This is a genomic window from Pseudomonas sp. H3_C08 (assembly GCF_054669455.1).
Genome location: NZ_CP162803.1, coordinates 6,412,916 through 6,425,735, shown reverse-complemented (window position 1 = coordinate 6,425,735; position 12,820 = coordinate 6,412,916). Strand labels below are relative to the sequence as shown.

The following is a 12,820-nucleotide window of genomic DNA, read 5'->3' as shown; positions in this document are numbered from 1 at the left end:
TCAGCCTCCGGTCACGGTAGGGAAAAACGCCACTTCGTCGCCATCGACCACCGGCTCATCGAGTTGGCAGAGGTCTTCGTTGCGTGCGCACATCAGGTTCTGCTCGCCCAACACCTCGGCGCCGTCACGTTGCACGAGCAGTGCGCGAACGTCCTCGACGGTGGCGAAATCACCTTCAATCCTTACCGAATCCACGCCCAGCGCTTCGCGGTAACGGGCAAAAAACTTCACGGTCAGGTTCATGGCTGCTCCGCCTGAAAGTGCCCGCTCTTGCCACCGACCTTCTCCAGCAGACGCACGCTTTCAATGGTCATGCCGCGATCGACGGCTTTACACATGTCGTAAATGGTCAGGGCGGCAACACTGGCGGCAGTCAGTGCTTCCATTTCAACGCCGGTCTGCCCGGACAGCTTGCAGCGGGCAACGATGCGCACGGTGTCGTCGCCACCAGCACTGAGTTCGACTTTGACGCCGGTGAGCATCAGCGGATGGCACAGGGGAATCAGATCACTGGTTTTCTTCGCCGCTTGAATGCCGGCAATGCGCGCCACGGCGAACACGTCACCCTTGGGATGGCCGCCGCTGACGATCATCTGCAGCGTTTCGGGGAGCATGCGCACCAGCGCTTGGGCCGTCGCTTCACGGAACGTCACGGCTTTTTCGGTGACGTCGACCATGTTGGCGCGACCTTGGGAATCGAGATGAGTCAGCACGGGATTACTCCTGATCAGGAGCGACGATTGTAAACCTGCGGGTCAAATTTCCGCATCATTGATTATGAAATCACCACCATCCCTGTAGGAGTGAGCCTGCTCGCGATAGCGGTCTGATATTCACCACTGATGTCGACTGATCGACCGCTATCGCGAGCAGGCTCACTCCTACATTTGGATTTGTGCAGGGCCATAAAAAACCGGGCGGCTGGTGGGCCGCCCGGTTTGGGGTGAAGGGTTACAGATGCGATTCGGCGTATTCGGCCAGAATCGAACGAGGCACCCCTTGCAGGGTGATGTGCACACCGTTGGGGAAATCCTTGAAGCGTTCGGTCAGGTAGGTCAGCCCGGAACTGGTCGCGGACAGGTAAGGGGTGTCGATCTGTGCGAGGTTGCCCAGGCACACCACTTTGGAACCCGCGCCGGCACGGGTGATGATGGTTTTCATCTGGTGCGGCGTGAGGTTCTGGCATTCGTCGATCAGGATCAGACTCTGCTGGAAGCTGCGCCCGCGAATGTAGTTGAGCGATTTGAACTGCAACGGCACTTTGCTGAGGATGTAGTCGACGCTGCCATGGGTGTTTTCGTCATCCATGTGCAAGGCTTCGAGGTTGTCGGTAATGGCGCCCAGCCACGGCTCCATTTTTTCCGCTTCAGTACCGGGCAGGAAGCCGATTTCCTGGTCCAGGCCCTGCACGCTGCGGGTCGCAATGATGCGGCGATAACGCTTGCTGACCATGGTCTGCTCGATCGCCGCGGCCAGCGCCAGAATGGTTTTACCGGAACCGGCGGCACCCGACAGGTTGACCAGATGAATGTCCGGATCGAGCAGCGCGTAAAGCGCCAGACTCTGATAGATGTCGCGTGGTTTCAGCCCCCAGGCCTCTTGATGCAGCAGCGGTTCCTGATGCAGGTCGAGGATCAGCAGCTTGGCCTCGTCGATCTCCTTGATCCAGCCGACAAAGCCCTGTTCGTCGATGATGAACTCGTTGATGTGCACCGCGGGCAGGTTGTCGATCAGTTGTACTTGGTGCCAGGTGCGGCCGTGATCCTGGCGGGTGTCGACCTTGCTCACGCGGTCCCAGAAAGAGCCGGTCATGTTGTGATAGCCGTTAGGCAGCAGAGACACGTCATCGACCAGTTGGTCGGTGCTGTAATCCTCGGCATCGATGCCACAGGCGCGCGCCTTGAGGCGCATGTTGATGTCTTTGGTGACCAGCACCACAGGCTTTTTCGGATCGCGGGTGTGCAAATCGATCAGTTGGTTGATGATTTTATTGTCGTTCAGATGCTCGGGCAGAATCAGATTCGATTCGGCCTGTTTGCTCATCAGAATTGACAGCAAGCCCTTCGGCCCGCCTTTACCGCGCTGGATCGGCACACCCAGCTCGACGTCTTCAGGGGAAGCGTCGCCCAGGGTTTTGTCGATCAGCCGGATTGCCTGACGGCATTCGGCGGCAACGCTGTGATGCCCGCTCTTGAGCTTGTCCAGCTCTTCAAGCACGGTCATCGGGATCGCGACGTGGTGTTCTTCGAAATTCAGCAGGGCATTTGGATCGTGAATCAATACGTTGGTATCGAGTACATAAAGGATTGGCTGGTTGGAGGAAGGGCTACGTCCGTGATCATCCATACTCGGTCACCTTTGTCAGAGCCATTGGACGCAATACCTGAGCGGTGCTGCGCCTCGAAGTGACTGCCGAAATCTCACCTGCGGAGATTCAAGTGACTGCAAACAAACGGGTCTTGGAAGACGCCACCTGTGTTGCAGGTTTCGGCGGTCTGTCTTCGTAATACTCCAAAACCGATGACATAAAAAAGTACTTTGACGGTTTTTTTAAGTTTATTTTTCAGAGTGACGAAAAGCCCTTGGCGGACTGCCCAGACCCCGCTAAAGTCGGAAGTCCGCCTGCATCGAACTCTTCAAAAAAATCACCCCAAGCCCAATGTTTCCGGGCTTTTTTCGTTTCTCAGCGAAAAGCGTCCTGACAGTCTTCCCAACCGATACCGCTCTGCGCGGTCTGCGTGATCAACCACGGTAACGAGGTCTTCACCGCGTCCTGTTTCATGTTGAAATTGATCACCCCGTGTCGCCACAACAGCATCAGAGTCAGCACCCTCTGCGCGCTCGCTGCGCCCTTGAGTTTGCCGGCGCCGTCCTGGGCATCGATGTCCCACAGCGCCACTTGCAGGCCTTGTGTGTTGAAGAAACCTTGCGCATCGCTGCGGCGCTGCCCTTCCGGCGGACGAAACAGCGGCACGTAGTTTTCCGGCAACTTGTTCTTCATCAGATCTGCGCTGCGCCGCACCGAATCCTGCCAGTCCTGCCAGTGGCTGTGGGAGCGGAACTCCCAGCCTTGAACGCCGACGCACTGTTTCGAGAACTCTGCTTGCAGGCTGCTCACCGAGCGATCAGCCAGTCGCGCCTGAATATCCTTGCCCAGCACGAAGAACGTGCCGCTCAGGTTCGATTTGCGTAGGTATTCGCTGAGCCAGCCGGTGTTGTCCGGTTGCAGATTGGCGGCACTGTCGAAGGTCAGCAGGAACAGCCGGTCGTGCATCGCGTCGCCGTTGCGCTCGTAGTCACCGAAACGATCGAATTCGTTGCTGCTCTGCGGCGACAACGCGGCCTTGCGCAACAACTCGTCGAGGTACTGCACATGGAAGATCCGGCTCGGCTCGGCCCACTTGGTGTAATAACTGTCGTCACTGACGACGAACTTGGCAGCTTGCTCGCGCAGCGTTGGCAAGTCTTCTACAAGAAAGCAGAACGAGGCGTCCTGATCGCAGCTTTGCTGGGCATAGTTGTAGTTGGCCAGCAGGCGCGGCCAGAGGCGTTGGCGCAGAATGTTGACCGCATCGATATTGACCGTGCGCAAGCCTAGACGCTGCGCCAGAGCGGCCTCGTCCATCGACTCGGTGCCCAGCAGGACACGGGCGAACATCAGGATTTCCGCCCGTGACGCCACGTCAAACAGGGTCGGGTTGCTAAGCTGCTCCGGCCAGGTGCTGCGATCCAGCGTCGCCACATCGCCCGGCGCCGCGACGGCACCGAAGCTCAACAGCCACGCGGTGAATAAAAGAACAATGCGCAAAAGGGATGTCTCCATAACAAAACCCGCGCGGCACTATAGCTGATGTGCAAGGCTGAAGGACGCCGCCCTCACCCCAGCCCTCTCCCGGAGGGAGAAGGAGCTGACCTTCATTGATTTCAAAATTTGAGTTCAACTCGATAGATCATGTCGGCGTAAATCGACAGTACAACTCGGTCAGCCCCCTCTCCCTCCGGGAGAGGGCTGGGGTGAGGGAAAAATCCACCAGCCGTCGCAAATGCCGGAGCTTACTCATACCTATAACCCCCATAGCTGGAGTCAAATCGGACAACCCCCTAGAATCGCCCCCACGATTAAAGGAGACGACTTCATGCTGATGGTGATTTCCCCCGCCAAGACCCTCGATTACGAAACACCGCCGGCGACCCAGCGCTTCACTCAGCCGCAATACCTCGACCATTCCCAGGAACTGATCCAGCAACTGCGCGACCTGACCCCGGCGCAGATCAGCGAACTGATGCACGTGTCCGACAAAATCGGTGGGCTCAACGCCGCGCGCTTCGGCAGCTGGACGCCTGCCTTCACCCCGGAAAACGCCAAACAGGCACTGCTCGCGTTCAAGGGCGACGTCTACACCGGTCTCGACGCCCAGTCCTTCAGCGAAACCGATTTCGATTACGCGCAAAAACACCTGCGCATGCTCTCCGGTCTCTACGGGCTGCTGCGCCCGCTCGACCTGATGCAACCCTATCGTCTGGAAATGGGCACCAAACTGGCCAACGCCCGTGGCAAAGACCTGTACGCCTTCTGGGGTACGCGCATCAGCGAATGGCTCAATGAAGCGCTGGCCGATCAAGGCGACGACGTGCTGCTCAACCTCGCCTCCAATGAGTACTTTTCGGCAGTGAAACGCACAGCCCTGAACGCGCGGATCATCAACACCGAGTTCAAGGACCAGAAGAACGGTCAGTACAAGATCATCAGCTTCTACGCGAAAAAAGCCCGGGGCCTGATGAGCCGTTTCGTGATCCAGGAAAAGATCAACGATCCGGCCCAGCTCAAACAGTTCGATGTGCAGGGTTATCGCTACAGCGTCGAACAGTCGAAACCCGACAATCTGGTGTTTTTGCGCGACCACGCCCCGGAATAAAGCATGCCCAATGCACGACTCTTTCTATAAAGAGTCGTGCAGCTCGCACGATGTCAAAAAACCTTCGCACCATTTCGCCATTTTAATGGCGTCAGAAAAACCTCCCTGTCTTTTCTAAGATTAGTTTCACTCGACACTGATCATTTTTTTCAGTAGTGGCACCTAACTTTTTTCAGCGTAGTGGCACAAAACTATCTAACGTGATTTTTCGCCTGTTATTAAAGGTCGAAAACGAAAGTGCTATCAAATTGAGACTAGTGCCATCTCTGACAATATTTCAAGAAATTTCAGATTTCGCGATGAGCGGACAGGAACTTCGTCCGAATGCATAGCTCATACCACCGGTAACGATTCTCGCCGAGTTTGTACGAGATAACTTACGCAGAGCAGATAGCCATGTAACCAAGTTGTCACAGCAACTTGCCTAGATGACTAACTAGTCTCAAAACAGACGATGGACAGGAGATACGCACCATTTATATCCCCTACAAAGGCCATGGCCGCGCCCTAATAAACGTGCTCGCCTGAGCACCCAACCGCTTGATTTACGGGACTTTCATCCTGACATCGAGCGCGCAAGACGATTGCACAAGAGTCTTCTCCAAAGAGGATCGGCTGCATAACAGGGCAAGTCATAACAACAAGGCCTGGTTGCGCACATCTTGAGTGCACTTATTTAGACACTCGAAACTTAGTATGCCTGCACACGGCATTGTGGCGCCTGTGTGCCGCACTTTCGAGTGCACTAATGAACGCTGAACACCATTAACTCCGGCCTCTAAGGCCTGATATATACAGAGGTAATTGCGATGCGCATCAGCATATTTGGTTTGGGTTACGTTGGCGCAGTATGTGCCGGTTGCCTGTCTGCACGGGGCCATGACGTAGTTGGCGTCGATGTTGCCAAAGACAAGATCGACATGATCAACGCCGGCAAGTCGCCGATTGTTGAACCCGGCCTGGGCGAACTTCTGCAACAGGGTATCCAGACCGGTCGTCTGCGTGGCACGACCAACTTCGCCGAGGCGATTCGCGACACCGATCTGTCGATGATCTGCGTGGGTACGCCGAGCAAAAAGAACGGCGACCTCGAACTGAACTACATCGAAGCGGTATGCCGCGAGATCGGTTTTGTCTTGCGTGAAAAAACCACCCGCCACACCATCGTCGTGCGCAGCACCGTGCTGCCGGGCACCGTGGCCAACGTGGTGATCCCGATTCTCGAAGACTGCTCGGGCAAGAAGGCCGGTGTCGACTTCGGCGTTGCGGTCAACCCGGAATTCCTGCGTGAATCCACCGCCATTGCCGACTACGACCTGCCACCGATGACCGTCATCGGCGAGTTCGACAAGGCCTCGGGCGACGTTCTGCAATCGCTGTACGAAGAACTCGACGCACCGATCATCCGCAAGGACATCGCCGTTGCCGAGATGATCAAGTACACCTGCAACGTCTGGCACGCGACCAAAGTGACCTTCGCCAACGAGATCGGCAACATCGCCAAAGCAGTCGGCGTCGATGGCCGTGAAGTGATGGAAGTGGTCTGCCAGGACAAGACCCTCAACCTGTCCCAGTACTACATGCGCCCGGGCTTCGCCTTCGGCGGTTCGTGCCTGCCGAAAGACGTGCGCGCCCTGACCTATCGCGCCGGTTCGCTGGACGTCGAGGCGCCGCTGCTCAACTCGCTGATGCGCAGCAACGAATCGCAAGTGCAGAACGCCTTCGACATCGTCGAAAGCCACGACAAACGCAAAGTCGCCCTGCTCGGTCTGAGCTTCAAAGCCGGCACCGATGACCTGCGCGAAAGCCCGCTGGTGGAACTGGCCGAGATGCTGATCGGCAAGGGTTACGACCTGAGCATCTACGACAGCAACGTCGAGTACGCCCGTGTTCACGGCGCGAACAAGGACTACATCGAGTCGAAGATCCCGCACGTGTCGTCCCTGCTCAACGCGGACTTCGATTCGGTGATCGATAACTCCGACGTGATCATCCTCGGCAACCGCGACGAGAAGTTCCGCCCGTTGGCCCAGCAAGCGCCGCACGGCAAACAGGTCATCGACCTGGTCGGCTTCATGGCCAAAGCCACCGACGCTGGTACGCGCACCGAGGGTATCTGCTGGTAATGCAGACCTAAGCGACAAGCTTCGAGCTGCAGTACTTGCAGCTCGAAGCTTGCAGCTTGAAGCCTCCCTTACCTTCGGATGACGCTGATGAGCAAGCTCAAACATTTTTTTCTGCAATCAGCCGGCTGGCTTTTTTATCTCAGTCTGCTGATGGGCCTGGCCTTGATGCTGCCCACGTCCACATTCGACTCCGAGTCGAAGGACTTCATTTTCCTGATTGGCGCCGTGGGTATCTGGCGCTACTCGATGGGTGCAACGCATTTTGTGCGCGGCATGATTTTTCTCTACATCGTTTACCCGCACCTGCGTCGCAAAGTACGCAAGCTGGGTAAGGCGGCGGACCCGTCGCATGTGTTCCTGATGGTTACCAGTTTCCGGATCGACGCGCTGACCACGGCGCAGGTCTACAGCTCGGTGATCCGCGAAGCCATCGACTGCGAACTGCCGACCACCGTGGTCTGCTCGATCGTGGAAATGTCCGATGAGCTGCTGGTCAAGGCGCTGTGGGCGCGAATGAATCCGCCAGACCGCGTGAAGCTCGACTTCGTGCGCATTCCCGGTACCGGCAAACGTGATGGCCTGGCCTATGGTTTCCGCGCGATTTCCCGCCACTTGCCGGACGACCGCGCCGTGGTAGCCGTGATCGATGGCGACACCGTGCTCGGCGAAGGCACCGTGCGCAAGACCGTGCCGTGGTTTCAGCTGTTCGGCAACGTCGGCGGCCTGACCACCAACGAGTTCTGCGAAGTGCGCGGCGGCTACATCATGAGCGAATGGCACAAGCTGCGTTTCGCCCAGCGCCACATCAACATGTGCTCGATGGCCCTGTCCAAACGCGTACTGACCATGACCGGTCGTATGTCAGTGTTTCGCGCCACCGTGGTGACCAACCCGGAATTCATCGCCGACGTTGAAAGCGACTCGCTGCAACACTGGCGTCTGGGCCGTTTCAAGTTTTTGACCGGCGACGACAAGTCGAGCTGGTTCAGCTTGATGCGCCTCGGTTACGACACCTTCTACGTGCCTGACGCGGCGATCAACACCGTTGAACACCCGCCGGAAAAGAGCTTCATCAAGGCCAGCCGCAAACTGATGTTCCGCTGGTACGGCAACAACCTGCGGCAGAACTCGCGAGCACTGGGCCTGGGCGTGAAACGCCTCGGCGCCTTCACCTCGGTGGTGCTGTTCGATCAGCGCGTATCGATGTGGACCTCCTTGCTTGGCCTGACCGTGGCGATGATCGCCAGCTTCAAGTACGGCACCGCGTTCATCCTCGTTTACCTGCTGTGGATCGGCATCACCCGCCTGATCCTGACGTTGCTGTTGTCGTGTTCCGGTCACCGGATCGGCCCGGCTTACCCGGCGATTCTGTATTACAACCAGATCGTCGGTGCGCTGGTGAAGATCTACGTGTTCTTCCGCCTCGACCAACAATCCTGGACTCGCCAACCCACTTCCCTGACCCGTGATCTCGCCAGCTTTCAACGTTGGTTCAACACCTGGTCGTCTCGGACCATGACCTTCTCCGCCGGCAGCATTTTCGTCGCCGTGCTGCTGATGATGGTCTGACCTGCCCCTATTGAATTAACAAGGAAATCGCCCCCATGAATACCGCCGTCAACGCCAACGTAGTGCATGAATCCGAAGCCCAGCGCCAACACGCCCGCGTGAAAATCCCGGCCAAACTGCGCTTCTTCGGTCCTGACCGGACGCCGGTCGAAGCGCGGGTCATCGACCTGTCTGCCGGTGGTCTGGCGTTCAACGCCGGGCAACTGCCGCTGACCATTGGCCAGGTGTACAAGGCGCGTCTGCAATTCGTCATCGACAACCTCGGCATCGCCATGGACGTTGAATTGCAGGTGCGCTCCTTCGACCGCCAGACCGGCCGCGCCGGCTGCCAGTTCCAGAATCTGGAACCGCAGGATATTTCTACCCTGCGCCACTTGATCACCTCGCACCTGGCCGGCGACATCGTCAGCATCGGCGAAGTGCTGGCGACCCTGCAGCGCGACAACTTCACCAAGGCACGCAAGGTCAAGGACGGCGGCTCCGGCATGACCCCGTTCGGGCGCCTGAAAGCAGTGACCTTCAGCGCCGGTATCTTCGCGGTCGGCCTGGTCGCGGCGGGCTTCATTTTCAAATCGGTATACGGCATGTACTTCGTCAGCCACGCACAGGCCGGTCTGGTCAGCGTACCGGGGATGAACATCACCATGCCGCGCGACGGCACCGTGCAGAGCCTGGTCAAGTCCGACGGCGTTGCAGCGAAAGGCGCGCCACTGGCGACCTTCAGCACCAGCATGCTCGATGTGCTCAAGGGTCATCTGGAAGAAGATCAACTGTCCCCGGCCAAGGTTGAAGAACTGTTCGGCAAGCAAATGACCGGCACCCTGACCTCGCCATGCGATTGCACCGTGGCCCAGCAACTGGTGGCTGACGGGCAATACGCGAGCAAAGGCGATGTGATCTTCCAACTGGTGCCGCGCAATACCCAGGCCACCGTTGATGCGCGCTTCTCCTATCGCCAGTTCGGCGACGTGCGTCCGGGCACCCCGGTGAGCTTCCAGATCGCCGGCGAAGACAAGACCCGCACCGGCAAGATCGTCAGCAGCACCAGCCTGAAAAGCGCCGACCTGTCCTCCGACATCCGCGTGCAGATCCAGCCTGACGAGCCGCTCGACAGCAGCTTGGCCGGCCGCCCGGTGGAAGTGAACAGCGACCGTGGCCCGAACCTGAACTGGCTGATCGACAAAGCCATGGCTGCCGGTCTTTAAGTCGAGGATATGCCTGTGACTACTCCACCCATCTCAAGCACACCACAAACCCTGTGGGAGCGAGCTTGCTCGCGAATGCATTCTGACATTCAGCCTCAGTGCCGACTGACACACCGCTTTCGCGAGCAAGCTCGCTCCCACATGGGTTCAGTGTGCGCATTGGCATTGGCGGTGAGTCTGGCCGGTTGTGCCGGCCTACCCGATCAGCGTCTGGCCAACGAAGCGCTCAAACGTGGCGACACCGCCACCGCCGCGCAGAATTATCAGCAACTGGCCGATCTCGGTTACAGCGAGGCGCAAGTCGGTCTCGCTGATATCCAGGTCGACAGCCGCGACCCGGCGCAAATGAAACAGGCCGAAGCGACTTACCGCGCCGCCGCCAGTGTTTCGCCGCGCGCTCAGGCGCGTCTCGGTCGCCTGCTGGTAGCCAAGCCGGGTTCCACCGAAGCCGAGCACCACGAAGCCGAAAGCCTGCTGAAAAAAGCCGCCGCCAATGGCGAAGGCAACACGTTGATCCCGCTGGCGATGCTGTACCTGCAATACCCGCACAGCTTCCCCAACATCAACGCCCAGCAGCAGATCGATCAGTGGCGCAAATCCGGCTACCCGGAAGCCGGTCTGGCGCAGGTGCTGCTGTATCGCACTCAGGGCACCTACGACCAGCACCTGGATGACGTGGAAAAGATCTGCAAAGCCGCGCTCAACACCACCGACATCTGCTACGTCGAACTGGCCACGGTCTATCAGAAACGTGCCCAGCCAGAGCAACAGGCCGAGCTGATCAAGCAGATGCAGGCCGGTTACAGCCGTGGCACCGTCACCGCGCAGCGCGTCGATTCCGTGGCCCGTGTATTGGCCGATTCGACCCTCGGCAAGACTGACGAGAAAACCGCGCAGTCGTTGCTTGAGCCGATCGCTCCGGGTTACCCGGCGTCGTGGGTGACCCTCGCACAACTGCTCTACGACTACCCGGAACTGGGCGACGTCGATCAGATGATGAAGTACCTCGACAACGGTCGCGCCGCCGACCAGCCACGCGCCGAGCTGTTGCTGGGCAAGCTCTACTACGAAGGCAAACTGGTCCCGGCCGACGCGAAAGTCGCCGAAGAACATTTCCAGAAAGCCGTCGGCCGCGAAGTCGCCGCCGACTACTACCTCGGCCAGATCTATCGCCGTGGCTACCTCGGCAAGGTCTATCCGCAGAAAGCCCTCGACCACCTGCTGACCGCTGCGCGCAACGGCCAGAACAGCGCCGATTTCGCCATCGCCCAGCTGTTCTCCCAAGGCAAGGGCACCAAGCCCGACCCGCTCAACGCCTACGTGTTCAGCCAATTGGCCAAGGCACAAAACACTCCGCAAGCCGATGAGCTGGCGACCACCCTCGCCGCGCAACTGCCGCCCGAGCGTCTGGCCGAAGCCCAGCGTCTGCTGCAACAAGAGCAAGCCAGCCGTGGCGCTCTGAACCCGAACACGCTGCAACTGCACGCCCTGCAAGAAGAAGACGGCGAGGAAAAATTATGAAGTTGAATCCATTCGTGAAGGCCGGCATTGGCCTTTCGTTCGCGCTGATCTGGTCTTGCCCGACACTGGCCGCGATGACTGAAACCAAGAACTTCGGCCTCGAAGTGAAAGTCACCGGCCAGTCCGAAGACGACCGTGACCTCGGCACCGCCAGCGGCGGCGACGTCAACGGCGTCGGCCTCGACCTGCGTCCGTGGGTCTACGGCGAAAGCGGCGCGTGGAGCGCCTACGCCATGGGCCAGGCCGTGACCTCGACCGACATCATCGAAACCGACACCCTGCAACAATCCGACGGTGAGCAAGCCACCGACAACAGTGATCGCAAAACCAAGAAAAACTACCTGGCGATGCGCGAGTTCTGGGTCGGTTACAGCGGCCTCACCCCGTACCCGGGCGAGATGCTCAAGTTCGGTCGCCAGCGCCTGCGCAATGACGACGGCCAATGGCGCGATACCAACATCGAAGCGCTGAACTGGACCTTCGACACCACCCTGTTGCGCGCCAACGCCGGTGTCGCCGAACGCTTCAGCGAATACCGCACCGACCTCAAAGAGCTGGCGCCGAAAGACAAGGATCGCCTGCACGCCTACGCCGATGCCGCCTATCAGTGGACGCCGGGCAACTGGGTCGGCATTCGCGGTCATCACACCCACGATGACGGCAAACTCGATTACGCCGAGCCGGGCGTCCCGCGCGACTCGCTGGATAAAACCCAGAACGGCGACATCAGTTGGCTCGGCCTGACCGCTGACAGCGACGCCTACAACTGGCGCAACACCAACACCGTCAACTACTGGGGCAGCATCACCGGCATGAGCGGCGACCGCGATACGGTCAACGCCTTGAACGCCGATGGCTCGCGTCCGGCACAAGCCAAGCGCAGTGATGACGTCAACGGCTGGGCCACCGACATCGGCGTACGCCTGCGCCTCGATCCGCAATGGCAAGTCGGCGGTGCCTATGCCCGCGCCAGCGCCGATTACGAACAGAACGGTCTGGAGAGCAACCGCTCCAACTACACCGGTACCCGCTCGCGGGTTCACCGTTTCGGTGAAGCGTTCCGTGGCGAAATGAACAACATGCAAACCGCAACGCTGTTCGGTTCGTGGATGGTCAACGACGAGTACGACGCCAGCCTGATCTACCACAAGTTCTGGCGTGTCGACGGCAACAAGCCGGTGGGCAGCAACGGCATCAACGCCGTGGAAAACAATACCGACGACGCCACCGGCGCGATCCTCTCCAGCACCTCGCTGCCGCTTGAAGACGGCAACAAGGATCTGGGTCAGGAGATGGACCTGGTCGTCACCAAGTACTTCAAGCAAGGCCTGTTGCCGGCGGCGTTGAGCCAGTCGATCGACGAGCCATCGGCCCTGGTGCGTTTCCGTGGCGGTGTGTTCAAACCGGGCGATGCCTACGGCAAGCAGGTTGATTCGTACATGCACCGCGCGTTCATCGACGTGATCTGGCGCTTCTGATGCAA

General features: G+C 58.9%; 10 protein-coding genes. 6 read left to right on the top strand and 4 right to left on the bottom strand.

The window, feature by feature from the left end:
- The 4 genes from AB4N74_RS29105 to AB4N74_RS29090 all read right to left on the bottom strand — a co-directional run bounded on the left by AB4N74_RS29105 (position 1) and on the right by AB4N74_RS29090 (position 3,808).
- The gene (locus AB4N74_RS29105; RefSeq protein WP_460097937.1) at positions 1-243 is read right to left on the bottom strand and encodes a MoaD/ThiS family protein; all 243 of its coding nucleotides are present in this window, start codon (positions 241-243) and stop codon (positions 1-3) included.
- Positions 240-713, bottom strand: coding sequence for a cyclic pyranopterin monophosphate synthase MoaC (gene moaC, locus AB4N74_RS29100; RefSeq protein WP_460097936.1), 474 nt, complete (start codon positions 711-713; stop codon positions 240-242). Before moaC ends, AB4N74_RS29105 begins: the two co-directional genes overlap by 4 nt.
- A gap of 238 nt (positions 714-951) precedes the next feature.
- Positions 952-2,346 (bottom strand): PhoH family protein, encoded by a 1,395-nt coding sequence (locus tag AB4N74_RS29095; protein ID WP_007914309.1) that lies wholly within the window; start codon positions 2,344-2,346, stop codon positions 952-954.
- A 337-nt stretch (positions 2,347-2,683) separates the two neighbouring features.
- Positions 2,684-3,808 (bottom strand): polysaccharide deacetylase family protein, encoded by a 1,125-nt coding sequence (locus AB4N74_RS29090; protein WP_460097935.1) that lies wholly within the window; start codon positions 3,806-3,808, stop codon positions 2,684-2,686.
- A 328-nt stretch (positions 3,809-4,136) separates the two neighbouring features.
- Here AB4N74_RS29090 and yaaA point away from each other — a divergent pair, with 328 nt between their 5' ends.
- From yaaA to AB4N74_RS29060, 6 genes are all read left to right on the top strand, one after another.
- Positions 4,137-4,916, top strand: a complete 780-nt coding sequence (yaaA, locus tag AB4N74_RS29085; protein ID WP_099758057.1) for a peroxide stress protein YaaA — start codon at positions 4,137-4,139, stop codon at positions 4,914-4,916.
- An 809-nt stretch (positions 4,917-5,725) separates the two neighbouring features.
- Positions 5,726-7,042, top strand: a complete 1,317-nt coding sequence (locus AB4N74_RS29080; RefSeq protein ID WP_007914305.1) for a nucleotide sugar dehydrogenase — start codon at positions 5,726-5,728, stop codon at positions 7,040-7,042.
- 87 nt (positions 7,043-7,129) lie between these two features.
- Entirely contained in the window at positions 7,130-8,611 is a 1,482-nt protein-coding gene (gene alg8 / locus AB4N74_RS29075; RefSeq protein WP_161986611.1) for a mannuronan synthase, read from the top strand.
- Between the two features lie 35 nt (positions 8,612-8,646).
- Positions 8,647-9,816 carry an alginate biosynthesis protein Alg44 gene (locus AB4N74_RS29070; RefSeq protein WP_007914303.1) on the top strand — a complete coding sequence of 390 codons (1,170 nt, stop codon included), beginning with the start codon at positions 8,647-8,649 and terminating at the stop codon, positions 9,814-9,816.
- A gap of 9 nt (positions 9,817-9,825) precedes the next feature.
- A complete protein-coding gene (gene algK, locus AB4N74_RS29065) occupies positions 9,826-11,337 on the top strand; it encodes an alginate biosynthesis TPR repeat lipoprotein AlgK (RefSeq protein WP_407047279.1) in 1,512 nt (503 codons plus the stop codon).
- Positions 11,334-12,815 (top strand): alginate export family protein, encoded by a 1,482-nt coding sequence (locus tag AB4N74_RS29060; protein WP_460097934.1) that lies wholly within the window; start codon positions 11,334-11,336, stop codon positions 12,813-12,815. Before algK ends, AB4N74_RS29060 begins: the two co-directional genes overlap by 4 nt.
- Positions 12,816-12,820: the final 5 nt, after the last annotated feature.

Excerpts from the sequence above, each read along its gene's own strand:
- AB4N74_RS29095 (WP_007914309.1), bottom strand. The coding sequence starts at position 2,346 with ATGGATGATCACGGACGTAGCCCTTCCTCCAACCAGCCAATCCTTTAT.
- yaaA (WP_099758057.1), top strand. The coding sequence starts at position 4,137 with ATGCTGATGGTGATTTCCCCCGCCAAGACCCTCGATTACGAAACACCG.
- AB4N74_RS29080 (WP_007914305.1), top strand. The coding sequence starts at position 5,726 with ATGCGCATCAGCATATTTGGTTTGGGTTACGTTGGCGCAGTATGTGCC.
- alg8 (WP_161986611.1), top strand. The coding sequence starts at position 7,130 with ATGAGCAAGCTCAAACATTTTTTTCTGCAATCAGCCGGCTGGCTTTTT.
- AB4N74_RS29105 (WP_460097937.1), bottom strand. The coding sequence starts at position 243 with ATGAACCTGACCGTGAAGTTTTTTGCCCGTTACCGCGAAGCGCTGGGC.
- algK (WP_407047279.1), top strand. The coding sequence starts at position 9,826 with ATGCCTGTGACTACTCCACCCATCTCAAGCACACCACAAACCCTGTGG.
- AB4N74_RS29070 (WP_007914303.1), top strand. The coding sequence starts at position 8,647 with ATGAATACCGCCGTCAACGCCAACGTAGTGCATGAATCCGAAGCCCAG.
- AB4N74_RS29060 (WP_460097934.1), top strand. The coding sequence starts at position 11,334 with ATGAAGTTGAATCCATTCGTGAAGGCCGGCATTGGCCTTTCGTTCGCG.